Raw genomic sequence first — 22829 nt, 5'->3', positions numbered from 1 at the left:
CCTCCGTGCGCGGTGTCGTCGCCTCTTGTTGTAGAGGACACGCGCACCATTGTGCAACTAGTTGCACAAACACCGGGGCGTGACATCGACCACTCTGTACCTACTCGTATGTAAAACCATGCAGTACAGCCCCGTCTCGAAACCAGCGGCCTGCGCCACGGCGACCGTCTGGGCGTGCGCAAGGACGACTCGGCGGTGTTCGTGGCGATCACCATGCGCGCCGGGCGCGGCCCGGAGCTGAAGCGCGCGCTCTACCGGCGGATCGCCGAGCTGGTGCACGAGCGCACCGGGACGGCGCAGCGCAACGTGGTCGTCACCGTCACCGAGAACACGGCCGTCGACTGGTCCTTCGGGGACGGCGAGGCGCAGTACGCCCCGGCGGGCCAGGAGCCGGCCGGGGCGCTGCCATAGGGTCGACGGAAGGTCAGCGGCTGCGCAGCCGCAGGTGGAGGTCCCGTTCCTGGTCGCCGGAGGCCGTGCAGGTCTCCTCGACGGCGAACATCGCGTCCAGGGTGTGCCGGAACCGGTCCACGGCCCAGTAGCCGCCCTGGACGTCCGCCTGGACGGGTGCGTCGAGGTGGACCGGCGGGCAGCCCGTCCCCCGGGTGTCGGCGACGTCGTAGGTGCCCAGCCACACCATCGGCCGGACCTCGTGGAGCTGCTGGGGGATCTCGTCCTCGCGCCGGTCGGACGCGAAGCAGTGACTCAGCGCGTCGAAGACGAGGCGGGCGTCCTCCTTGGAGCCGCTGATCTCCACCGTGACGGATTCCGGGTGCGACCCCTCCGTGCGTGCCATTGATCGCTCCTTTCGTGCCGCGCCGCGGTGGAACGGGGTACCCCGCCCAGCCGCTTCCATCCTCAGCAAAGCACCACCAGCCCGCCGGCACACCCCAGGCGGGCTCAGCCGCGGGTGAACCGGTACGTCTTGCTGTCGGTCAGGACGCAGACGCCGGGCGACATCACGATGACGCGCAGGGTCCCGGTGCGGCGGTCGTAGTCGATGCCCTCCGCCTCGAAGGTCCCGGAGCAGGAACTGCGCAGCGGCAGCTGGCGCAGGGCGGTGACATGCCCGGTGACGTCCGAGGAGCCGTTCGGCGGGGCCGACAGGTCGATCTGGATGAGCGGCTTGGTGATGCCGAAGAGGCTGCCGTCCGGGTCGTCCGAGGAGCACAGCAGGGTGGTGGGGCCGGAGAAGTCGCAGCCCTGGACGTCGCGGACGGCGTGGTCGAGGTTGACCGTGGAGGCCTGCGGGAGGTTCGCCGACGGCGAGGTGGAGGGGTTGACGCCGGGGGTCGGGAAGACCAGCAGGCGGTTCATCGTGCCCCATTCGCCCGACAGCATCCACTGGCCGTCGGGCGAGATCGCGTCCCAGGAGTTGTTCAGGGCCTCGCCGGGGCCGAGCGTGTGAACATACTCCGACCAGGTGCCGTCGGGCGCCTGCACGCGGTACATCTTCGAGTTGCCGGAGTCCCGCTGGTAGGGCTCGATGTAGTAGCCGTTGTACGAGGCGTCGGGGTCCCCGACGTGATTCCAGCCGCGACCGGAGACGCTGATGGGAATGGTGCCGATACCGGTGTACCGGTTGGGGCTGTCCGCCGGGACCTCGACGGAGGTCAGGCCCTGGCTCTCGTCCAGTGCGCGGGCGTGGTCGGAGCCGGTCTCCGTCCAGGTGTCGGCCGCGGCGGCGGGCCCGGACGCGGACAGGGACACGACGGCGGCGGTGGCGAGGCTGACGAGGCCGGCGAGAGCTGCGTGACAACGTTGCCGGGCGGACGCGGGCATGGCCGACTCCTCGGACGGGGTGGGGGGCGGGAACACTCGGTCGGCGGACAGTCTGGCGTGGCGCGATGGTCATGTACAGACCAATGCAGCAACATGAACGTGAACTCTCCCCGTCCGGCCGCAAGGCGGGCAGGATGTGCGGGACAGGAGGGCTCCCCCGGCGTGACGGCTTCGGCGGACGTGCACCGCTGTGGTGAGAGATGGTGGAGGTAACCGGCGAAGGCGTCGGAGAGTCGGGTGTGAGCACGGTGGACCAAGGGGAGTCGGCACGGGGGACGACGTGCCGTGCGGACGGGCGAAGGCGGTGCATGGCATGAGTGCAGCCGAGGCTCCGGTGGCGGAGGGCGGCGAGCCCGTGCGCGGACCGGTGCGGCCGGGCGGCCTGCTCGACGTGCTGCGCGTGGCGTCGGTGGTGCTGGACGCCACCGGCCGCATCGTGCTGTGGAGCCCGCAGGCCGAGGAGCTGTTCGGCTACAGCGCCGACGAGGCCCTCGGCCAGTACGCGGCCCGGCTCATGGTCCACGAACGGCACTTCGAGCTGGTCGGCAAGCTCTTCGCCGATGTGATGCGCACCGGGCAGAGCTGGGCCGGCGGCTTCCCGGTCCGGCACAAGGACGGCAGCACCCGCGTGGTGGAGTTCCGCAACATGCGGCTGCTGGACGACCACGGCGATGTGTACGCCCTCGGACTCGCCGCCGACCAGTCGACCGTGCGGCGGCTGGAGCAGGACGTGGCGCTGTCCGAGCGGATGGTGAAGCAGTCGCCTATCGGCTACGCCGTCCTGGACACCCAGCTTCGGTTCGTCTCGGTCAACCCGGCCCTGGAGAAGATCAACGGCGTGCCCGCCGCCGAGCACATCGGGCGGACGCTGCGCGAGGTGCTGCCGATGCTGGAGTCCGGCGGGGTGGAGGCCGGCGCCCGCCGGGTGCTGGACACCGGCGTGCCCGTGATCGACGACACAACGGTCGGCCGTACCCCCGCCAACCCGGACGAGGACCACACCTGGGCCCACTCGCTGTACCGGCTCGAGGACGCCATGGGCAACGTGCTCGGCGTGGCGGTCACGGTGGTGGACATCACCGAGCAGCACCGGGCCTCGGTGGAGGCCGAGACCGCCCGGCGCCGGCTCGCCATCGTCGCCGACGCCTCCGCCCGCATCGGTACGACGCTCGACCTGGACCGCACGGCCTGCGAGCTGGCCGAGGTGGCCGTGCCGGAACTCGCCGACGTGGCCGCGGTGGACCTGCTGGACTCGGTGGTGGAGGGCCGGCGCAGCACGCTCGGCCCGTCGGAGGCGGCCGTGATCCGGGCTCTCGCGGTACGCCCGCAGGACGGCTCGGACGCCGTACGGGCGGCCGACCTGCCCGGCCGGATCGCCCGCTACGCGCCCGACCGCCTGGTCACCGAGTGCGTGCGCTCGGGCGAGGTGGTGCTGGTGACGCAGGTGAAGGACGAGGACCTGCCGCGCATCGCCCGCTCCCCCGAGGCGGCCGAGCTGCTGGGCCGCGCCGGGCTCCACTCGTACCTGGCGGTGCCGCTGATCGCGCGCGGCGAGGTGCTGGGCGCCCTGGACCTCAAACGCACCCGCAATCCGGCGCCGTTCGACGAGGACGACGTCCTGCTCGCCCGGGAACTGGCGGCCCGCGCGGCGGTGCAGATCGACAACGCGCGCTGGTACCAGAACGCCCGCAACACCGCCCTCACCCTGCAGCGCAGCCTGCTGCCGAGCCGTCCGCCGGTGACGACCGGTCTGGAGGTGGCCTCCCGCTACCAGCCCGCCGGGGCCACCACCGAGGTCGGCGGCGACTGGTTCGACGTCATCCCGCTGGAGGGCGGCAAGACCGCGCTGGTGGTGGGCGACGTGATGGGCAGCGGGCTCAGCGCGGCCGCGACCATGGGCCGGCTGCGCACGGCGACCACCACGCTGGCCGCGCTGGACCTGGACCCGGCGCTGCTGCTGGAGCACCTGGACAAGACGACGTCGGCCCTGGACCACTCGATCGCGACCTGCGTGTACGCCGTCTACGATCCGCATCTGCGGCAGTGCCGGATCGCCAACGCCGGCCATCTGCCGCCGGCCCGGGTCCGCCCGGGCCGGCCGCCGGAACTGCTCGACCTGCCCACCGGGGTGCCGCTGGGGGTGGGCGGGGTCGCGTTCTCCACGGTCACCGTCGATCTGGCCCCCGGCGACGAGCTGGTGTTCTACACCGACGGGCTGGTGGAGACCCGCCGCCACTCCCTCGACGAACGCCTGGACTTCATGCTGTCCCTGCTCGACGACCCGGCCCGCCCCCTGGAGGAGACCTGCGACCTCCTCCTGCGCACCCTGCACCACCCCGACAACCACGACGACGTCGCCCTGCTGATCGCGCGGGCGCAGGAACTGCCGTAGCCGGCTCCGCCGGGCTCAGCGGGACGTTCGGGAGGCTTGGGCCGGGCCTTCCCCGCCGCCCGGAGGATCCTGGGGCCGTACGCCGATCACCACGTGCGCGGACAGTTCCTCCGACACCGCCAGGCGGGTCGTCAGGCCGGCGTCCGTGAAGGCCCGCACGGCGGCCGGCGCCTGGCGTTCGCTGGTCTCCGACAGCAGCAAGCCGCCCGGCGCCAGCCACTCCGGGGCGCCGACTGCCACGCGACGCAGCAGGTCCAGGCCGTCTGGGCCGCCGTCCAGGGCGGCGCGCGGTTCATGGTCGCGGGCCTCGGCCGGCAGCAGCGGCAGTTCGCCGGTCGGGACGTACGGCACGTTGGCGGTGACGATGCCGACACGGCCGCGCAGCGCGGCGGGCAGGGCGTCGTAGAGGTCGCCCTGGTGGGCCCGGCCGGTGAAGGCGGCGAGGTTGCGGCGGGCGCACCGTACGGCGGCCGGGTCGATGTCGGCGGCGTGCACCTCGGCCCCGTCCAGGGCGGCGGCGAGGGCCGCGCCGAGCGCGCCGGAGCCGCAGCACAGGTCCACGACCACCCGCGCGTCCGGAGCCTGGGCCAACGCCTGGTCGACCAGGAACTCGGTACGGCGGCGGGGCACGAACACCCCCGGTTCCAGCACGACCCGCAGGCCGTGGAACCGGGCCCAGCCGAGGACCTGTTCGAGCGGCAGCCCGGCGACACGCCGGTCCACCATCGAGGACACCTCGTCCTCGGTGCGGGCGGTGGCGAGGATCAACTCCGCCTCGTCCTCGGCGAAGACGCACCCCCCGGCACGCAGCGCGGACACGACGGCGGCAACGGAGGAACGGGAGGGGGAAGGTGAGGGGGAAGGGGAAGAGGGACCAGAAGGAGGCATGGAGCCCGAAAGCCTTTCGGAGCGCGGGAGTCGAGGGCGCTCCCGCGGTCACCGGCGCCGGTGCACCGCGCCGTCACGAAGGGGGAGCATCCCCGAGGGCACAGCGGTGATGGGTCCCACCTCCTCGGCACGTGAGGCCGCGTACCTCCGCGACCGGACGGCCACCATACCCCAAGGGGCGGCGCCGGATTCGAGCGGAAAAACGCGTGGCGCGGGTGACGGACGGGCGGCTACGCTCACCGCGATGACGACTCACGCCTCGCACCGATTGGGGGTCCCGTCCGCGCAAGGTGAGCGCTGATGCTCCCTTCCACCGCGCACGGGGATTCCCGGCTCTCCTTGTGGCTGCGCGTACGGGCGTACGCCGTGCCACCGTCGATGATCGAGCTCGCCACCGGCCGCCGTCTGGCCGGGGACTGGGCGGGGGCCTGCGCCGCCGCCCGGGTCGACGTCGACCTCGATCTGCGCCGCGTCGCCCGCGCCCACGGCCGGGAGATCGCCGCCTCGGTCCGCGCCGACCTGCGCCGTCTCGCCCCGGACCTGCTGCGCTGGCACATGCCGAGGATCGCGCCCGACGGGCTGCTGCGCCCCGGCCTGACCCTCACCCTGGCCCGGTACGAGCGGCCCGGTCGCACCGGCCCCCTGCACCTCGTGGCCCGTACGCCGCCGGCCTGGGCGGACGCCGGCCAGCGGATCGGCCTCGCCCTGTGGGATCCGGCCGAGCCGCCCGCCGGCCGCCATCCGCACCCCCGCCCGAACCGCCGCTACCGGCTCGATCTGCACCGGCACCTGTGGGACGCCGGCAGGGCCGGTGAACTGCGCGAGCGGTCGGGGGCCGACGGTCCGGCGCCGCCGGACGCCGATCCGCTGGCGCTCGCCCCGCCCGGGCACGGCTGCGCCGTCGGCCGGTGGGCGGCCGAGGCGGCCCTGCTGCTGCACGCCGAGGGCCGCCCCGGCGGCCCCTTCGCCGTACGGCTCGGCAGCCGGCACCGACTGCTCCTGAGGGCAGCGGAGGACGTGGGTGACGCCTGGTCCTTCGCTGGGGACCGCGGCTACGCCCGGAACCCTGATGGGGACTGGGGCGACGACCGAAACCCTGCTGGGGGCCGGTGCGACGCCCGGAACCCTGCTCGGGACCGAGGCGACGCCCAAGACCCTGCTGGGCACCGGGACCACGCCCAAAACCGCGCTGGGGATCGCGGCGACGCCCAATACCCTGCTGGGGACCGCGGCGACGGCCGAAACGCTGCTCGGGACCGAGGCGACGGCCGGAACCCCGCTGGCGGCCGAGGCGACGCCCGGAACCCTGCTCGGGACCGCGGCAGCGCCCAAGACCCTGCTGAAGACAGGGGCCACGCCCAAAACCCCGCTGGGGACCGCGGCGACGGCCCAAACGCTGCTCGGGACCGAGGCGACGGCCGGAACCCCGCTGGCGGCCGAGGCGACGGACGGAAACCCGCTCGGGAGCGGCGCGGGGATGGCCCGGGTGCCGGGTCGGTGCCTTTGGCTGGGCTCGGGCGTCGGACCGCGCGTTCCGACGGCGCGCTGCGGCTTCGGCTCGTCGGTGAGCCTCCGCCGGGCGGCTTCTCCGCCGTGCCGGTGCTGCCCGACGCCGCGACCTGGGTGGCGCCCGATCTGGAGCTGCTGCGCGCCGGGCTGCTCGGCCCGGAGGAGTTGCACCCCTTGGTCGCCGCCGCGCTGGCGCCCGGCCGGGAGGCGTCCGGTGCGGTCGCCGGGCCGGATCCGGTGGCGCGGGCGCGTCAGGTCGAGTGCCGGGGCGCCACCCACCGGATCGGCCTGGTCGACGGCGTCCTGGCCCCGCTGGACCACGATCCGGACGAGATCCGGCGCGAGGAGCTGCTGGCCGCGCTCGGCGGACCGCCACTGCCCTGTCTGCGGGCCGTCGACGAGGCCCACCGGCGTCCGGACTGCCTCGCCGGTGTGCGCGAACTGCTCGGCCACGGCGACACCGAGGGCGCCCTCGCGGTGGTCGAGGGGCTGCTCGGTCCCGGCGCGGTGCTGCGCGAGGGGCCGCTGCGGGACGAGCTGACCACGGCCGCCGAGCGGCGCATCGCCTACGGCCTGTACCGGGCCGGTCTGACGGGCCCCGGCCACGCCCCCGCCGGCGTCGGCCGCGACCGGGCCCGCCACGGCACCCGCCGCCGGCGGGACGGGTCCGTTCGCCCCTGAACTCCCGCCGTTCACGGCCGACTACGGCACCCACGCGTGCCCCTTCTCCCTTCTCCCTTCCCACTTCCCACTCCCCTCAGGTGATCCCACATGACTGCCTCCATCTCGCTCGCCCCCCAACTCGACGTCGCCGAAACCCTGTTGACCCTGCTGCGTGACACGACCACCGAACCGCGCTCCGACGACCAGCTGGAGGCCCTCACCCTCGCCGTGGCCGCCGATCTCCCGGTGCTGCTGTGGGGCGAGCCCGGCATCGGCAAGACGGCCGCGCTGACCCAGCTCGCCACCGCCCTGGATCTGCCGCTCACCACCGTGATCGCGAGCGTGCACGAGCCGTCCGACTTCTCGGGCCTGCCCGTCGTGGGAGAGGATCCGACGGTGCAGGGCGTCCCGATGGCCCCGCCGGACTGGGCGGTGCGGCTGGTGCGGGCCGGGCGGGGACTGCTGTTCCTGGACGAGCTGTCCACCGCTCCCCCGGCGGTGCAGGCGGCCCTGCTCCGGCTCGTGCTGGAACGGCGGATCGGCGCACTGCGCCTGCCGCCCGGGGTGCGGATCGTGGCCGCCGCCAACCCCCGCTCCTCGGCGGCCGACGGCTGGGAGCTGAGCCCGCCGCTGGCCAACCGGTTCGTGCATCTGCAGTGGGCCCACGACCACGACGTCGTCGTACGGGGGCTCGGCGGGACCTGGCCGCGGGCGACCCTGCCCCGGCTCGACCCTCAGCGGCTGTCGGAGGCCGTGGCGCATGCCCGGCGTGCGGTGTGCGGGTTCCTCACCGCCCGGCCGGGACTCGTCCACCGGCTGCCGGGCGGTGAGAGCCACCGGGGCGGCGCCTGGCCGTCGCCCCGCAGCTGGGAGGCCACCCTGCGGCTGATCGCCTTCGCGACCGCCGCCGGGTCGTCACGGGATGTGCTGTCGCTGCTGGTGCGGGGCGCCGTCGGGGACGGCCCCGGGCTCGAACTGCTGGCGAGCCTGGACCGGATGGACCTGCCGGACCCCGAGACGCTGCTCGCCGACCCGGCCGGCGCCGGACTCCCCGAGCGCGGGGATCTGCGGCAGGCCGTGCTGGACGGGGTGGTGGCCGCGGTCCGGGGCCGCCCGGAGCGGGCCCGCTGGGACGCGGCCTGGGCGTTGCTGGTGCGGGCCGTGGAGACGGGGGCGCCGGACGTCGTGGTGGTCCCGGCCACGACCCTGGCCGCCCTGCGCCGGGACGACTGGGTCGTACCGGCGGCGATCGAGCGGCTCACCGGGGTGGTGTCGCTGTCCCGGCGGGCCGACGAGGCCGCGCGGGTCGCCGGGGCCCGCCGATGACGGCGGACGCGCCCGGCGCGCTGGACCTCGGCAAGCTCTTCGCCGCGCGGCTGCACGCGGCCCGTGCCCGGCCGTACCTGGCGACGGCCCTGTTCGCGCTGCGGCCGGTGGAGTCCCGGCAGGTGCCGACGATGGGGGTGGACCGGCACTGGCGGTGCTACGTCTCCCCGGCGTTCGTGGACCGCACGCCGGTGGCGGAACTGGCGGCGGTGTGGGTGCACGAGGTGGCGCATCTGCTGCGCGACCATCACGGGCGCGGCGACCGGTTCGCCCGCGAGCACCGGCTGACCGGTCCCGCCGAGCGGCTGCGGATGAACATCGCCGCCGACTGCGAGATCAACGACGACGTGTACGGCGACGGGCTGCCGCGGCCCGAAGGCGCCGTGACACCGGAGAAGCTGGGGCTGCGCCCGGGCGAGCTGATGGAGGACTACCTGCGGCACTTCCGGCTCGGGCCGCGTCTGGAGCGGCTGGCCTGGCTGGACTGCGGCAGCGGGGCCGACGGGCTGGATCGGGAGTGGGAGCTGGGGCCGGACGGCGCGCACGGGCTGAGCGCACAGGAGCGGGACGCGATCCGGTTCCGGGTGGCGCGGGGCATCAAGGGCAGCCCGGGCAGCGCCCCGGGGGGCTGGCGGCGGTGGGCGGAGGAGGTGTTCCATCCGCCGCAGCCGTGGCGCCGGTTGCTGGGCTCGGCGCTGCGGTCGGCGGTCTCCGCCCCGGGCGTGGGCGAGGACTACAGCTACGGCCGGCCGGCGCGGCGTTCGGCCGGGCTCCCCGGAGTCGTCCTGCCGAGCCTGCGGCGCAGGCCGCCCCGGGTGTGCGTGGTCATCGACACCTCGGGGTCGGTCAGCGACGCCGAACTGGGCAGCGCGCTGCTGGAGGTGGCCGCGATCTGCCGGGCCGTCGGCGGCCGTCGGGACCTGGTCTCCGTGCTGTCCTGCGATGCCGCGGCCCGAACGGTCCAGCCGCTGTGCCGGACCGAGGGCATCGAGCTGATGGGCGGCGGCGGGACGGATCTGCGCACCGGGTTCGCCCGGGCGCTGCGGACACGGCCCGACGCGGTGGTGGTCCTGACGGACGGTCAGACACCATGGCCGGCCGAACGGCCGCCGTGCCGGACGGTGGTGGGACTGTTCCCCCGGCCCGGCGGTGCGTACGACGAGAACGACCCCGACCACCGGCCGGACACACCACCGGCGTGGGCACGTGTGGTGACGATCGGGTCGGGGGGCGGGTGAGGGGGGTGCGGCGTGGGGGTCGAGTGACGGGGTGGAGGCCGGCAGGGAGCTTCGCCCGTCGCGGGCGTTCTCCCTGTCGCCGGGCCGGTGTGGGCCTGTGCCGTCGCCGGGCCCGGGCCGGGTCAGACGCCGACCGTCTCCTCGGTCTCTTCCTCGGCCTCTTCCTCGGCCGTGCGCGCGTCCACCTCATCGGTCAGACGCGGCGCCGGGTGCGTGGCGGTCGCCGTCGTGCCGGTCGCCGTGCCGGCGTGGCCCGCCGCGTGCCGGGCGTGCCGGGGCCGCTCGTACAGGGCCGCCACACCGGTCACCACCAGGCCCACGAGCAGCCAGACCAGGAGCGTCCAGAGGTTGCGCGAGAGACCGTCGTCGCCGAAGTACAGCAGGCTGCGGACGCCCTCGACGAAGCCGGCGCCGTTCCAGAAGGCGTGCAGGGTGCCGAAGAAGCCGTTCTGCAGCTCGGGGCGGAACAACCCGCCGGAGCTGGTGAAGTTGAGCATCACGAACAGCACCATCATGGCGAGCGTGGTCCACCGCTTCAGGAAGGTGTGCAGGCCGACGCCGATGAGGAGGATGCCGGCCGAGTACAGCCAGGCCATGCCCCACACGCTCGCGAGGTCGTGGTGGGCCAGCTGGAACACCGGCCCGGCGAGGAGCGCTCCGATGCCGCTGACCACGGCGGAGACGCCGAGCGCGAGCAGGGCGCGTACCCGCATCGGGAGGGCGGCGCCCGCGGCGCCGATCGCGGCGACGGAGGCGTAGGAGCCGATGCTGAGGGCGATGAGCAGGAAGAACAGGCCCTGGCCCGTGGGGTCGTCGGCGACCGGCTCGGCCACGTCGGTGACCTTCAGCGGGACGCCCTGCCGGGCGGCGACCGGCGTGAAGGCCTTCTCCACGGCCGTGGCGCCCATGTCGGAGGCCGCGCTCGCCACCAGCAGCTCGGGGGACTTGGCGCTCGGCACGTAGGCGCCGGTGACATCGCGGGACTTCAGGAGGCCGACGGCGTCGGCGCGGCTGGCCACGGTCCGTACGTCGAGCTTGTCCCCCGCGGTGTCCTTGACCGTCTGGGCGAAGACCTTCGCCCGCGGGGTGGTGCCGACGACGGCGACCGGCATGTGGTGCGGCTCAGGGGTCACGAAGGCCCCCATGTACGCGAGCCCCATGCCTATGCACATCAGCAGCGGGGTGATCAGGTGCGTGAGCACATGGCGCAGCGCCGGTGACCTCATCGCGGGCGACCTCCAATGGTTGGCTTATACAACTTCCATGCAAGTTGTACTATACAACTACAACACCGGAGGAGGTATTCCCGTGAGCGCAGCGGAGTCGGCCGTCGAGACGATCCAGCGCGAGATGACGATCTTCGCGCGCCGGGCGCGCGCCTCGGCGGGCCGGATGCACCCCGAGCTGTCGCTGGTGTCGTACACCCTGCTCAGCCATCTGGAGGAGCACGACGGCCGCCGGGCGACGGACCTGGCCGCCCACTACGCGCTGGACAAGTCCACGGTCAGCCGCCAGGTGGCCGCGCTGGAGCGGGCCGGGCTGATCGAGCGCCGGCTGGACCCGGACGACCACCGGGTCCAGGTGCTGCATCTGACGGAGGCCGGCCGGGAGATCCTCGCCCAGGTCACCCGCAGCCGCCGGGCCGCCTTCCACGAACGGCTCGCGAACTGGCCGGAGGAGGACCTGGTGCGCTTCGCGGCCTACCTGGAGCGGTACAACGCGGGACCGGACGAGACCGGCTCCGCCTGACCGGCCGCCCGCGCCCGGCCGTCACGCCACGCCCGCCTACCGCGGGGCCGCCGATAACTGCGCATGGCACGCGCCGCAAGCCGACCGCGCCCGACCGTCAGGCCACCGGGACAACCGCCGGCTCCTCGGACAGCCGCTGCGGTGCGCGGGCCGCGACGAACGCGGTGCGGCGGCGCAGCCGGAAGCCCAGGGACTCGTACAGCCGGATGGCGCGCGTGTTCTGGGCGCTCGTGTGCAGGAAGGGCGTCTCGCCGCGCTCCCGTATGCCGTGCGCGACGGCGAGGATCAGCCGGGTGGCGAGGCCCTCGCCGCGAAAGTCGGGGTCGGTGCAGACCGCGCTGATCTCGGTCCAGCCGGGCGGGTGCAGCCGCTCCCCCGCCATGGCGACCAGCGCGCCGCCGCGGCGGATGCCGAGGTAGGTGCCGAGTTCGACGGTGCGGGGCAGGAAGGGACCCGGCCGGGTACGGGCCACCAGGTCGAGCATCTCGGGCACGTCCGCCGGGCCGAGGCGGACCGCCTCCGCGTCGGCCGCGGCGGCCAGGCCGTCGTCCACGAACTGCACGCCCTCGATCCGGAACGTGGTCTCCCAGCCGTCCGGCACCTCGCCGCGGAAGCCCGGCAGCGGTATCTCCGCGCCGGGACCGGCCAGGGCGGCCAGGTCCGCCCAGTCCCGTGCGTCCGGTTCGTCGGGCAGCGCCAGCCACGGGGAGACGTCGACGGGATAGCGCAGCACCCGGCCGCGCCGCTCGGCGAAGTGGGCGTGCGGGCCGGTCAGCGAGGCGAGGGCGGGGTTGTCGAGGACGTGCGGGGCGTCGGCGGCGGCCGGCCCGCCGACGCCCTGGCCGGGTATGTGGCTCACTCGGCCACCTCGATCACGACCTTGCCGAGGGCGTGCCCTTCCTCCACCGTGCGCAGCGCCTGGCCGGCCTGCTCCAGCGGGAAGACGCGGGTGACGTGCGGCTTCAGGGCGCCGCGGGCCGCGAGATCGGCCACCGCCTCCAGGACGGCGGCTGTACGGGCCCGCCGGACGGGGGCGCCGCCCAGCGCGGCGACGGCCTCCTGCGGCGATCCCGCGGTGACCAGCTTGCTCCGGTCCTTCAGCAGCTCGGCGGCCTCGGCGAGAACCGGGTCGCCCACCAGGTCGTACACCCCGTCGATCCCGTCCGGTACGGCGGCCCGCACCCGCTCGGCCAGATCCGGTCCGGAGGGCACGTGCACGGCGCCGAGCGACTCCACGAAGTCCCGCTTGCCCTCGCTCGCCACACCGACGACGTGCAGCCCGAAGGCGCGGGCGATCTGCACGGCCGCGCTGCCGACGCCGCCGCCCGCGCCCGTCACCAGCAGGGTCGCGCCGCCGGGCAGGTCCAGCTGGCGGACGCCGTCGTAGGCGGTGGCGGCGGCGACCGGCAGGGTGGCGGCGTCACGGAAGGACACCGCGGCGGGCTTGTGGGCGCTCACGGCGGCGGTCAGCAGGGCGTACTCGGCGTAGCCGCCGTCGGCGGTGCTGCCGAACACCTCGTCGCCGGCCGCGAAGCCGGTGACACCGGGGCCGGTCTCCTGAACGACACCCGCTGCCTCGCTGCCGAAGACCCGGGGAAAGACGGGCTCGCTCTCGCCGGGGCGGCGGAAGCCCTGGCGCAGCTTCCAGTCGACGGGATTGACGCCTGCCGCGCGGACCGCGATCAGGATCTCGCCGGGACCCGGGCGTGGGCGGTCCAGGTCGATCAGCGTCTCGGTCTCGGGTCCCCCGTGCCGCGTGTGGACGTACGCCTTGGGCATGCTCTTCCCTCACTTCTCTCGCACTGCCACCGGTGTACCGGTGCCGGCACCCAGCGCAAAGGAGAAGCGCCGCAGGGCTATTCCCACGGCCCGAAAGAGTTCATAGGGCTGCAATCATCCGGGCGGTGACCAGGGACGGAGCACACGGAACGACCGCGTACGGTTGAAGGATGAACGTAACGCGAGGCTTCACGGGCCGCCCGCGCGTGCACAACCCGGGGTTGCCGCCCGGTCAGTACGACGCGGGCGAGGACTGGCCCGTCCTTTCCGCCGAGGTCACCCCCGATCTCGCACCGGCCGACTGGACCTTCCGCATCGACGGCCTCGTGAAGCGGCCGCACACCTGGGACTGGGACGCGGCGCACGCCATGCCGGCGTCGGCGTACCACGGCGACATCCACTGTGTGACCGGCTGGTCGAAGTTCGGCGTGCGTTTCGGCGGGGTCTCCCTGGACGCGTTCTTCGACGTGGTGCGTCCCCAGGCGTCCGCCACGCATGTGCTCGCCCGCTCCCACACCGGCTACACCGCCGGCCTGCCGCTCGCCGACGTCACCGGCGGACGGGCCTGGATCGTCTGGGAGTACGACGGCGCGCCCCTCCCGGCCGAGCACGGCGGCCCGGCACGGCTGCTGGTGCCCCACCTCTACTTCTGGAAGAGCGCCAAGTGGATCGCGGGCCTCACCCTCCTCGACCACGACGAGCCGGGCTTCTGGGAGCGCAACGGCTACCACGAGCGCGGCAACCCCTGGGAGGAGCAGCGGTACTCCGGTGACTGACACGGCGACGACAGGTACGACCACCCCTGGCACGCCCCCGGCTTCCGCTCGGGCCACGGCCACCCCCGCCACCAGCCGCGGCCTCCCCGCCCCCCGGTTCGCCGTGCCCGCGCGGATCGCGGTGAGTGAGCAGGTGGCGGCGGTGTGGCAGACCGCCACGGTGACGGAGATCCGGCGTGAGACGCCGCGCGCGGCGACCTTCCGGCTGGCGGTGCCGGGCTGGGCGGGGCACCTGCCGGGCCAGCATCTGATGCTGCGGCTGACCGCGCCGGACGGCTATGCGGCGCAGCGGCACTACTCCATCGCCTCCGCGCCGGAGGACTCCGGGCACATCGAGCTGACCTTGGACCATGTGCCGGACGGCGAGGTGTCGGGCTGGTTCCACACGGTCGCCCGCCCCGGTGACACGGTCGAGGTGCGCGGGCCGCTGAGCGGCTTCTTCGCCTGGCCGGGCGACCGGCCCGCGCTGCTGCTCGGCGCCGGTTCCGGGATCGTGCCGCTGATGTCGATGGTGCGGCACCACCGCAGGCTGGGGCTCACCGTGCCGCTGCGCATGCTGGTGTCCGCGCGCGGCCCCGAGGAGCTGATCTACGCGGCGGAGCTGGGCGCGGAGACGACGGCCGTCTTCACCCGCAGCGCGCCACAGGGTGTGCCGGTGGGTCGTATGGCAGCCGCACATGTGGCGCCACTCCTGACCGAGCCGCCCGCCGGTGGGTGGGAGGCCTATGTGTGTGGAACCAACGGGTTCGCCGAGCACGCGTCCCGGCTGCTGGTCGCGGCGGGCCAGCCGGTGGACCGGATCCGTATCGAGCGCTTCGGCTGAGCCGCCCGCCGCAGCCCTCGGGGTGCGCACCGGGGCGGTCGCGCGACCGTGGGCGCGTGGCGCGTGCCGTGCTCCAGTTGGGCTTGAACTCGCGGTCGGCGGCATGAGCGAGGTGCTCCGTACGGGGTACGAGACGTTGTGTGGACGCTCGTGTGCGCGAGCGGCGGGGGTGGCGGACCTGGAGGCCCGGTTCGCCCGCTCTCCGGCTCCGGTGGTGCGAGGAGGTGGACATGCGTACCGGGGTGCGTGGCTGGCGCTGGCGGCGCAATCCGCTGCGGCGCCGCTCGGATGTCGTGGAGGCGTGGACGGTGCTGATCGCCGCCGTCCTGCTGTTCGTCGTCACGCCCCTGGTCGGCGTGGCCGCCGGCCTGCGGGCGCATGACACGGCCCAGCACGTCGCGGCCGCCCAGCGGGCCGAACGCCACCAGGTACACGCGCGGGTGATCGGCGACCCGCCCCAGCGGCTCTCCGGCGGGCAGACCGACCGCGGCTACCCGTACCGCGCCCGGGTCCGCTGGACCGAGCCCGGCAAGGGCGTCCATACGGCGTGGGCCCGGGTGCCGGCGGGCACCCTGACCGGGGACACCGTCTCCGTGTGGTTCGACGCCCGCGGCCGCAGTGTCGCCCCGCCGCCGAACGCCGCCGCGGTCTGGCAGCACACGGTGACCGTCGGGCTGGTCGCGGCGGGCGGCACGGCGACCGTCGTGCTCCTCGGCCACGCCGTCGAGCGCCGGATCGCGCTGCGGCGCCGGCTGGCGGAGTGGGAGCGGGAGTGGGCCCGGACGGGACCGAGGTGGACCCAGCCGCGGGCCTGACCGGCCCGGCCGTCCGGCCGCCGGGAGGGAGCAAACGCTTACTGGTCAGCCCTGCTGCGCCCACCGTACGGTGAGCTGACACATTCTCCCTTCGCCAAGGCGGTTGTTGATGGCCCTGTTCGACCTTCCCCTCGACGAACTCCGCGAGCACCGCAGCGAGTCCACCGAGCCCGAGGACTTCGACGCCTTCTGGGACAAGACGCTCGAGGAGGCGCGCGAGCACGATCTGGACGCCCGCTTCGAGCCGGTGGACACCGGGCTGTCGACGGTCCAGGTGTACGACGTGACGTTCGCCGGGTACGGCGGCCACCCGGTCCGGGGCTGGCTGCGCCTGCCGGCCGGCGCGAGCGAACCGCTGCCGCTGGTCGTGGAGTTCATCGGCTACGGCGGCGGGCGCGGGCTGCCGCACGAGGATCTGCTGTGGGCCTCCACGGGCCGGGCGCACTTCGTGATGGACACCCGCGGCCAGGGCAGCGCCTGGGGCGCCGGGGGAGGTACGGCGGATCCGGTGGGCGCGGCGCCGGCGTACCCCGGGTTCATGACGCGGGGCATCGACGCGCCGGAGAACTACTACTACCGCCGGGTGTTCACGGACGCGGTGCGCGCCGTCGACGCGGCCCGCTCGCATCCGCTGACCGACGCCGCGCGGACCGCGGTGATCGGCGCCAGCCAGGGCGGCGGCATCACCCTGGCCGTCGGCGGTCTGGTCCCCGACCTGGTCGCGGTGGCGCCGGACGTGCCGTTCCTGTGCGACTTCCCGCGCGCGACCACGCTCACGGACCGGCACCCGTACCGCGAGATCGGCCTGTTCCTCAAGACGCACCGCGGCCGCACCGCGGAAGTGCTGCGCACGCTGTCGTATTTCGACGGGGTGCACTTCGCGGCCCGGGGCCGGGCGCCCGCGCTGTTCTCGGCGGCGCTGGAGGACCAGACCTGCCCGCCGTCGACGGTGTTCGCGGCGTTCAACGCCTGGGCGCACGAGGACAAGGCGATAGAGGTCTACGACTTCAACGACCACGAGGGCGGCGGCCCCTTCCACGAGGCGGAGAAGGTGCGCTGGCTGAGGTCGTACGCCTGAGACGCGGGGCGGGCGTGCGGGGCCTTCCCTCCAGTCCGACCAGTCGGTACGTTCGGGGAACCCGGGTCGCGGCGTCGCGGCCCGGGTTCCCTGCGACGACGGAGGTCCCATGTCCGCGCACGAGACACAGGTCGACGGCCACTGCGACGCGCGTTTCGCGGCGGTGCGGGAGGCCTTCGAGGAGAACTTCCGCAAGCGCGACGAGCTGGGCGCGGCCGTGGCCGTGACCGTCGACGGGGTCACGGTGGTGGATCTGTGGGGCGGCCGGGCGGACGCGGCCGGCACCCGGCCGTGGCAGCGGGACACGCTCGTGAACGTGTGGTCGACCACGAAGGGACCGGTGGCACTGTGCGCGCATCTGCTCGCCGACCGGGGGCTGCTCGACTTCGACGCGCCCGTGGCCGCGTACTGGCCCGAGTTCGCCGCCGCGGGCAAGGAGAAGGTGCTCGTACGGCATCTGCTGTCGCACCGCGCAGGCCTGTCCGGGCTGCGGGAGCCGCACTCCCTGGCCGATCTGTACGACTGGGAGCTGACCACCGCCCGGCTGGCGGCCACCGAGCCGTGGTGGGAGCCGGGCACCCGGTCCGGGTACCACGCGCTGACGTACGGCTTCCTGGTCGGCGAGGTCGTCCGGCGGATCTCGGGGCTCCGGCCGGGGGCCTTCCTTCAGCGGGAGGTGACCGGACCGCTCGGGATCGACTTCACGGTCGGCCTGCCGGCCGGGGAGGCGGGCCGGGCGGCCGAGCTGGTGCGCCCGCCGGCCCTGTCCGGCAGTGAACAGGCGTCGGTCTTCGGGCAGTTGCCGCCCGCGGCGCTGGCGGCGCTGGCGAATCCGCTGGTCGGCGCGGCGGAGGCGAACACGCCCGAGTGGCGGGCCGCGGAGATCCCCGCGGCGAACGGGCACGGCACGGCGCGCGCGGTCGCGGCACTCTACGGCGTCTTCGCCGGGCGCGGCTCCTACGGCGGGCAGCGTGTTCTGTCGCCGGAGGCGGCCGAGCGGGTGCGCGAGGGGCAGGGCAGCTGCCGCGATCTGGTGCTGGGCGCGGGCTTCGAGGGCGATACCGAGGTCGGGCTCGGACTGTGGCTCAGCGGTCCGCACGGGTCGTACGGCCCGAACCCGCGGGCTTTCGGTCATGACGGACTCGGCGGCTCGTGCGGGCTGGCCGATCCGGAGGCGGGTGTGTCCCTGGGGTACGTCATGAACCGGATGGGGCCGCGCATCGCCGACGACCCGCGGAAGATGGCGCTGATCGACGCGCTGTACAGCGCCTTGTGACCGAGGTCGCGCGGGTGGGTTTCGGCCGAACCGGCAGGCCGCTCTTCCCTTGTGGTTTAGACCAATGCTAAGTCTGGTCGCGCAACGAGCCCGCACGACTACGTCTTGTCACCACAGGAGGGCGCGGCATGGCCCGCACCACCCCGCACGAACCCGCCCAGAGCGACGGCCGGCCCCTGTACGGGCGGATCGCGGCGCTGCTGCTCGACGAGCTGCGCGCCGGCACCATCCCGCCGGGCGAACGGCTGCCGGGCGAGCGGCACTTGGCCGCACACTTCCAGGTCAGCCGGGAGACGATCAGGCAGGCGCTGGAGGTGCTGCGGCGCGGCGGCCTGATCACCACCGACCGGCGGGGCAGCCATGCCACCCTGCCCGCCCGGCCTGTGGGGGCGCCGGCGACGCCGGCCTTTCCGCTGGGCGCCCGCTCGGCGGACCCGGCCGCGGTCGACCGGGCCACGGTGACCTGGGAGGCGCCGCCGGAGGAGCACGCGCGGGCGCTGGGCCTCGCCCCGCACCGCCCGACGCTGGTGCACCGCTACCGGTCGGCCACGCCGGACGGCCGGTCGCTGCGGACGGCGGTGACGTCGTTCTCGGCGGTGGCGCTGGCCGAGGTGGCGGAGCTGGCCCGCTACCGGGACCGGGCCGACGGCAGTACGCCCGCGCAGCTGCGCCGGGCCTACGACTGGATGCGCAGGGCCGGCCTGTCGCTGCACCACCGCGATGCCATCACCCAGGCCGACGGCGCCCGTTCGGTACGGGTGACCCGGCGGGTGCACGACCAGTACGCCCGGCCGCTGGAGATCACCGATCTGGTGGTGAACGCCGAACAGGAGACCCTGGTCTACGAGTTCACGCTGCCCGCCGCCGGCTGAGCCCGCCGGGCCACCACCAGCCGGGCCCGCGGGCTGCCGTCCTGGCGCCGCCCGAACGCGGGCAGGGGATGCAGGTCGACGGCGAACCCGGCGCGCTCCAGTTCCCCGAGCACCCGGCCGAGCCGGAAGGCCCGGTAGTACATCACGAACGGCGGCCGCCACAGCGCGTTGCGCACCCGCATCACCGCGTCGAAGCCGAGCAGCATCCAGAAGCCGGCCTGGGTCGGCTTCGGCGGGGCGAGCACCGGGAAGGCGAACCGGCCGTCCGGCCGCAGGACGGAGTGGACCTGGGCGAACAGCCCCGGCAGTTCTCGCGGCAGGAAGTGTCCGAACGCCCCGAAGGAGACGACGAGATCGAAGGCGGGCGTGAACGGCAGGGCCCGGGCATCGCCGCGCACCCAGGCGACCCGGGGCCCGCCGGCGGGCCGTACCCGGCGCCGGGCGACGTCGAGCATCCCGGCGCTGAAGTCGACCCCGGTGACGCTGCGGCGGCACAGCCCGGTGAGCACCTCGACGCCCTCGCCCGTGCCGCAGCACAGGTCGAGCCCGTCCTGGAACGGGCCGAGCGGGGTGAGCGCCTTGGCCACGGACTCCAGGACCTGGTCGGGCGTCCGGAAGGGCGTGTGGTCGAACTTCGGGGCGAGCAGGTCGTAACCGCGCTCGACGGACGACAGCGCCTGCACGGCCAGTTCGCGCAGGGAGGGGCCTTCGGGACCGAACATCTCCTCAGCCTACGGCCGGCCGCACCGCGAGGACCCGCTCGCATTAGTCTCATCGGCACCTGTTCGCTCACTTGACTATGAGGTGGTCCGATGCACGCGTTCCGTGCGGCGGTCGAGGCCGGGGACTTGGACGCCGTGGAGGCGCTGCTGGCGGAGGACGTCGTCTTCACCAGCCCGGTGGTCTTCAAACCGTATCCCGGCAAGGCGATCACGGCGGCGATCCTGCGCGCGGTGTCCCAGGTCTTCGAGGACTTCCGGTACGTCCGGGAGATCGGCGATCCGGCCGCCCCCGACCACGCGCTGGTCTTCACGGCCCGGGTGGGCGACCGGGAGCTGACCGGCTGCGACTTTCTGCATGTGAACGAGGAGGGACTGATCGACGAGCTCATGGTCATGGTCCGCCCGCTGTCCGGCGCGCACGCCCTGGCCGAGGCCATGGGCGCGCGGTTCGACGAGATCGCCAAGGAGGCGCAGGCGCGGTCGGCGTGAGCGCGCCCCGCCGCTCGGGCGTCACGGCCGCCGGGCCCGCAGGTCAGCCCTTGAGCTGCCCCAGCGTGGCCTTGGCGTCCTTCTTCAGCCAGTCGTCCACGTCACTCAGCGCGGGCGGGTTCTTGTCCTGGTCGTACGAGGAGAGGTACGCGCTGTAGCTCATCGTGTACGTCACCCAGCCGTCGCGGACGGCGAGGGTGGCGTAGCGGGAGCCGCTGCTCGAGGAGCCGTTGCTGGTGTCCTGGCTGACGAGGTAGGCCTCGTCCCCGATGCCGCTGACCGGTGCCACGTCGTAACCGGTGTGGCTGTCACCGTAGTTCTTCCACGTGGCCGTGAACTCCGGCCCCGGGTCGGTCTTCCTGTGCAGGTCCAGCTGCATGGACAGATAGGCGTCCGCGTACGTGGAGCCGGTCTTCTTCAGGCTCACGCTGCAGAAACTCTCGTCCAGCGCCACGTTCTTCAGAGAGGTCTTGGTGGGTGAGGAGTCGCCCTCGGGATACTCGGTCTTGAAGGACGAGTAGTCGGCGCTGGAGCACATGTTGGACGGCGCCGAGTAACCGCGCAGGTCGGCGCTGCCGCTCTTGCCGCCGATGAGGAAGACACCGCCCGCCCAGGCGGCGGAGGCCACGACCGCGCCGACCACGGCCCACAGCACCGCCTTGCCGGCCCCGCCGCCCCCGGCCGGCGGTGCCCCGCCGAACTGTGGAGCCTGCGCATAGGGATTCCCCGGCTGCGGCTGCCCGAACGGCCCCTGCTGTCCGGGCTGCCCCGCGTGCGGCTGCCCGAACTGCCCGGCCTGACCCGGCTGGGGCTGGGCGGCGGGCTGGCCGACCAGCGTGGGCTGCGCGTAGAAGGCGCCCGGCGGCGGGGACTGCGGGCTCGGGTAGGGGTAGGCCGTCGGCTGCGGTGGTACGGCCGGCTGCTGCGCGGGCGGCTGCGGCTGCGGAGCCGGCTGGTCGGCCGGCTGCGGGGGCTGCGGTGGCGTGGACATGCCTGGAACATAGACCATGGTTGCCGGTCAAGTCCCCTGACGTCCGGGATCGTTATGGTCTGGGGACATCTGGTCCGGTTCCCCGACCTGACGGCTGGTCAGGCTCCTGGCCGTCGGGCGGGAGGGACGGTGTGGGCCGGGGCGGGGAATAGACGCGGACGCCACCATGTTGACCGAACCAGACGCACGGGTATAGTGCGATCAGCGCGTGTGCGTGTCCCGTCGTACGGACGCCGGCGCCGCTTTTCCCCATCAGCCCCATGGCCGAGGTCTTCGACCGGCTAGGGCTTCTTCTGTGCACCACCTCGTGACCAGGGCGTTTCCGCCGTACCCGAGGTGCCGTTCCCGCCGCCCGGAGGCAGCTGTCACAGCCTCCCGCTCGCGGCCTCTCCCCCTCCCCCCTCGCTTCTTCCGTCCGCTGAAAGGACCTCCCACCATGACCACCACACTCGAACACCCTCCCGTGGTCCAGCAGGCCCCCGCCACCCGGCTCGTCACCGGTGTCCTCGACATCGACGCGCAGGGGAAGGGGCATCTGCGGGCCGCGCACCTGCTGTCCTCCCCCGCCGACCCCCAGGTCCCGCCGGGCCTGATCCGGCGCCACGGGCTGCGCAAGGGCGACCTCCTCGAAGGCGTCCAGGGTGACCGGCGCGCCCTGACCGAGATCACCCGCGTCGACGGCCGCGCCCCGGCCTCCTTGCGCTCCCGGCGTCACTTCCGCGACCTCACCCCGCTCCACCCGCACCAGCGCATCCGCCTGGAACACCCCGGCTCCGGGCCGGCCGGGCGCGTCACCGATCTGTTCGCGCCGGTCGGCAAGGGCCAGCGCGGGCTCATCGTGGCCCCGCCGAAGAGCGGCAAGACCGTCCTGCTGCAGCAGCTCGCCGCCGCCGTCGCCGGCAACCACCCCGAGTGCCGGCTGATGGTGCTGCTCCTGGACGAGCGCCCCGAGGAGGTCACCGAGATGCGCCGGTCGGTGCGCGGCGAGGTGTACGCCTCCACCTTCGACCGGGCGCCCAGGGAGCACATCGCCCTGGCCGAGCTGGTGATCGAGCGGGCCAAGCGGCTGGTCGAGGCCGGCGAGGACGTCGTGATCCTGCTGGACTCGCTGACCCGGCTGTGCCGGGCGCACAACAACGCCTCCGCCGCCGGCGGGCGCACCCTGAGCGGCGGTGTCGACGCGGGCGCGCTGATCGGCCCCAAGCGGTTCTTCGGCGCCGCCCGCCAGGCGGAGGAGGGCGGCTCGCTGACCATCCTCGCCACCGTGCTGGTGGACACCGGCTCCCGTGCCGACGGCTACTACTTCGAGGAGCTGAAGAGCACCGGCAACATGGAGCTGCGCCTGGACCGGGAAGCCGCCGCCCGGCGCCTCTTCCCGGCCGTCGACCTCGACGCCAGCGGCACCCGCCGCGAGGAACTGCTGCTCACCCCGGCCGAACTGACGGCCGTACACGGTCTGCGCCGCGTCCTGCGCCCCCGCGACGGCGGTCCGTCCGGTCTGGAGACCCTCCTGGAGCGGCTGCGCTCCACCCCCGACAACGCCACCTTCCTGCGGCGGATCCGGCCCACCCTGCCCTCCGGCTGAGACCGCCGCCGGGAGGCCGGGGTCCGGCATCCGGGTTGCCCGCGTGGGCCGAACGGCCGCTACGGCGAGAGAGACG

The 22829-nt window shown here is 74.1% G+C and carries 22 protein-coding genes; 14 read left to right on the top strand and 8 right to left on the bottom strand.

The genetic code is table 11. The features are described from left to right. Nucleotides 1–174: 174 nt before the first annotated feature. Complete coding sequence (locus AB0950_RS11215) at nucleotides 175–411, top strand: tautomerase family protein (protein WP_366778365.1); 237 nt, start codon at nucleotides 175–177, stop codon at nucleotides 409–411. Nucleotides 412–424: 13 nt separating this feature from the next. On the opposite strand, the gene AB0950_RS11210 is transcribed toward AB0950_RS11215, so the two are convergent. Continuing rightward, nucleotides 425–796: a hypothetical protein gene (locus AB0950_RS11210; RefSeq protein ID WP_360145968.1), complete on the bottom strand. Its 372-nt coding sequence runs from the start codon at nucleotides 794–796 to the stop codon at nucleotides 425–427. Nucleotides 797–900: 104 nt separating this feature from the next. Beyond that, entirely contained in the window at nucleotides 901–1782 is an 882-nt protein-coding gene (locus AB0950_RS11205; RefSeq protein ID WP_366778364.1) for a hypothetical protein, read from the bottom strand. A 313-nt stretch (nucleotides 1783–2095) separates the two neighbouring features. On the opposite strand from AB0950_RS11205, the gene AB0950_RS11200 reads away from it, so the two are divergent. Continuing rightward, nucleotides 2096–4174, top strand: coding sequence for a SpoIIE family protein phosphatase (locus tag AB0950_RS11200; RefSeq protein WP_366778363.1), 2079 nt, complete (start codon nucleotides 2096–2098; stop codon nucleotides 4172–4174). A 15-nt stretch (nucleotides 4175–4189) separates the two neighbouring features. Here AB0950_RS11200 and AB0950_RS11195 read toward each other — a convergent pair whose 3' ends face one another. Continuing rightward, a complete protein-coding gene (locus AB0950_RS11195; RefSeq protein WP_366778362.1) occupies nucleotides 4190–5062 on the bottom strand; it encodes a putative protein N(5)-glutamine methyltransferase in 873 nt (290 codons plus the stop codon). Nucleotides 5063–5362: 300 nt separating this feature from the next. Here AB0950_RS11195 and AB0950_RS11190 point away from each other — a divergent pair, with 300 nt between their 5' ends. The 3 genes from AB0950_RS11190 to AB0950_RS11180 all read left to right on the top strand — a co-directional run bounded on the left by AB0950_RS11190 (nucleotide 5363) and on the right by AB0950_RS11180 (nucleotide 9798). Continuing rightward, complete coding sequence (locus tag AB0950_RS11190) at nucleotides 5363–7252, top strand: hypothetical protein (protein WP_366778361.1); 1890 nt, start codon at nucleotides 5363–5365, stop codon at nucleotides 7250–7252. A gap of 90 nt (nucleotides 7253–7342) precedes the next feature. Then, a complete protein-coding gene (locus tag AB0950_RS11185; RefSeq protein ID WP_366778360.1) occupies nucleotides 7343–8560 on the top strand; it encodes a MoxR family ATPase in 1218 nt (405 codons plus the stop codon). Beyond that, nucleotides 8557–9798 carry a VWA-like domain-containing protein gene (locus AB0950_RS11180; RefSeq protein WP_366778359.1) on the top strand — a complete coding sequence of 414 codons (1242 nt, stop codon included), beginning with the start codon at nucleotides 8557–8559 and terminating at the stop codon, nucleotides 9796–9798. The genes AB0950_RS11185 and AB0950_RS11180 overlap by 4 nt, the downstream gene beginning before the upstream one ends. Before the next feature lie 122 nt (nucleotides 9799–9920). Here the strand turns inward: AB0950_RS11180 and AB0950_RS11175 are convergent, their stop codons facing one another. Then, entirely contained in the window at nucleotides 9921–11024 is a 1104-nt protein-coding gene (locus tag AB0950_RS11175) for a hypothetical protein (protein WP_366778358.1), read from the bottom strand. 124 nt (nucleotides 11025–11148) lie between these two features. Between AB0950_RS11175 and AB0950_RS11170 the strand changes: the two genes are divergently transcribed. Continuing rightward, nucleotides 11149–11547 (top strand): MarR family winged helix-turn-helix transcriptional regulator, encoded by a 399-nt coding sequence (locus tag AB0950_RS11170; RefSeq protein ID WP_366778437.1) that lies wholly within the window; start codon nucleotides 11149–11151, stop codon nucleotides 11545–11547. 97 nt (nucleotides 11548–11644) lie between these two features. Here the strand turns inward: AB0950_RS11170 and AB0950_RS11165 are convergent, their stop codons facing one another. Next, the gene (locus AB0950_RS11165; protein WP_360573633.1) at nucleotides 11645–12406 is read right to left on the bottom strand and encodes a GNAT family N-acetyltransferase; all 762 of its coding nucleotides are present in this window, start codon (nucleotides 12404–12406) and stop codon (nucleotides 11645–11647) included. Further along, entirely contained in the window at nucleotides 12403–13326 is a 924-nt protein-coding gene (locus AB0950_RS11160) for an NADP-dependent oxidoreductase (RefSeq protein WP_366778357.1), read from the bottom strand. The genes AB0950_RS11165 and AB0950_RS11160 overlap by 4 nt, the downstream gene beginning before the upstream one ends. Before the next feature lie 170 nt (nucleotides 13327–13496). Here AB0950_RS11160 and AB0950_RS11155 point away from each other — a divergent pair, with 170 nt between their 5' ends. The 6 genes from AB0950_RS11155 (at nucleotide 13497) to AB0950_RS11130 (ending at nucleotide 18966) form a co-directional block, all read left to right on the top strand. After that, nucleotides 13497–14102 (top strand): sulfite oxidase-like oxidoreductase, encoded by a 606-nt coding sequence (locus AB0950_RS11155; protein ID WP_366778356.1) that lies wholly within the window; start codon nucleotides 13497–13499, stop codon nucleotides 14100–14102. 103 nt (nucleotides 14103–14205) lie between these two features. Continuing rightward, nucleotides 14206–14925 (top strand): ferredoxin reductase, encoded by a 720-nt coding sequence (locus AB0950_RS11150; protein ID WP_366778436.1) that lies wholly within the window; start codon nucleotides 14206–14208, stop codon nucleotides 14923–14925. Between the two features lie 230 nt (nucleotides 14926–15155). Beyond that, nucleotides 15156–15740, top strand: a complete 585-nt coding sequence (locus tag AB0950_RS11145) for a hypothetical protein (RefSeq protein WP_360145995.1) — start codon at nucleotides 15156–15158, stop codon at nucleotides 15738–15740. A gap of 109 nt (nucleotides 15741–15849) precedes the next feature. Beyond that, nucleotides 15850–16818 carry an acetylxylan esterase gene (locus tag AB0950_RS11140; protein ID WP_360573627.1) on the top strand — a complete coding sequence of 323 codons (969 nt, stop codon included), beginning with the start codon at nucleotides 15850–15852 and terminating at the stop codon, nucleotides 16816–16818. A 109-nt stretch (nucleotides 16819–16927) separates the two neighbouring features. Beyond that, nucleotides 16928–18094, top strand: a complete 1167-nt coding sequence (locus AB0950_RS11135; protein ID WP_366778355.1) for a serine hydrolase domain-containing protein — start codon at nucleotides 16928–16930, stop codon at nucleotides 18092–18094. 128 nt (nucleotides 18095–18222) lie between these two features. Next, a complete protein-coding gene (locus AB0950_RS11130) occupies nucleotides 18223–18966 on the top strand; it encodes a GntR family transcriptional regulator (protein ID WP_360146004.1) in 744 nt (247 codons plus the stop codon). Here the strand turns inward: AB0950_RS11130 and AB0950_RS11125 are convergent. Beyond that, the gene (locus tag AB0950_RS11125; protein WP_366778354.1) at nucleotides 18936–19688 is read right to left on the bottom strand and encodes a class I SAM-dependent methyltransferase; all 753 of its coding nucleotides are present in this window, start codon (nucleotides 19686–19688) and stop codon (nucleotides 18936–18938) included. The two genes, AB0950_RS11130 and AB0950_RS11125, sit on opposite strands and share 31 nt — an antisense overlap. Nucleotides 19689–19778: 90 nt before the next feature. On the opposite strand from AB0950_RS11125, the gene AB0950_RS11120 reads away from it, so the two are divergent. Then, complete coding sequence (locus AB0950_RS11120) at nucleotides 19779–20177, top strand: nuclear transport factor 2 family protein (protein ID WP_360146010.1); 399 nt, start codon at nucleotides 19779–19781, stop codon at nucleotides 20175–20177. Between the two features lie 43 nt (nucleotides 20178–20220). On the opposite strand, the gene AB0950_RS11115 is transcribed toward AB0950_RS11120, so the two are convergent. Beyond that, entirely contained in the window at nucleotides 20221–21168 is a 948-nt protein-coding gene (locus tag AB0950_RS11115) for a hypothetical protein (RefSeq protein ID WP_360146013.1), read from the bottom strand. 436 nt (nucleotides 21169–21604) lie between these two features. Here AB0950_RS11115 and rho point away from each other — a divergent pair, with 436 nt between their 5' ends. Further along, nucleotides 21605–22753 carry a transcription termination factor Rho gene (rho, locus tag AB0950_RS11110; RefSeq protein WP_366778353.1) on the top strand — a complete coding sequence of 383 codons (1149 nt, stop codon included), beginning with the start codon at nucleotides 21605–21607 and terminating at the stop codon, nucleotides 22751–22753. Nucleotides 22754–22829: the final 76 nt, after the last annotated feature.

The sequence above is a fragment of the Streptomyces sp. NPDC007189 genome (genome assembly GCF_040703635.1).
In the GTDB taxonomy this organism is placed as follows: Bacteria; Actinomycetota; Actinomycetes; order Streptomycetales; family Streptomycetaceae; genus Streptomyces.
Note: the sequence above shows the minus strand (reverse complement) of the source record. Positions and strands in the feature narration are given on the sequence as shown.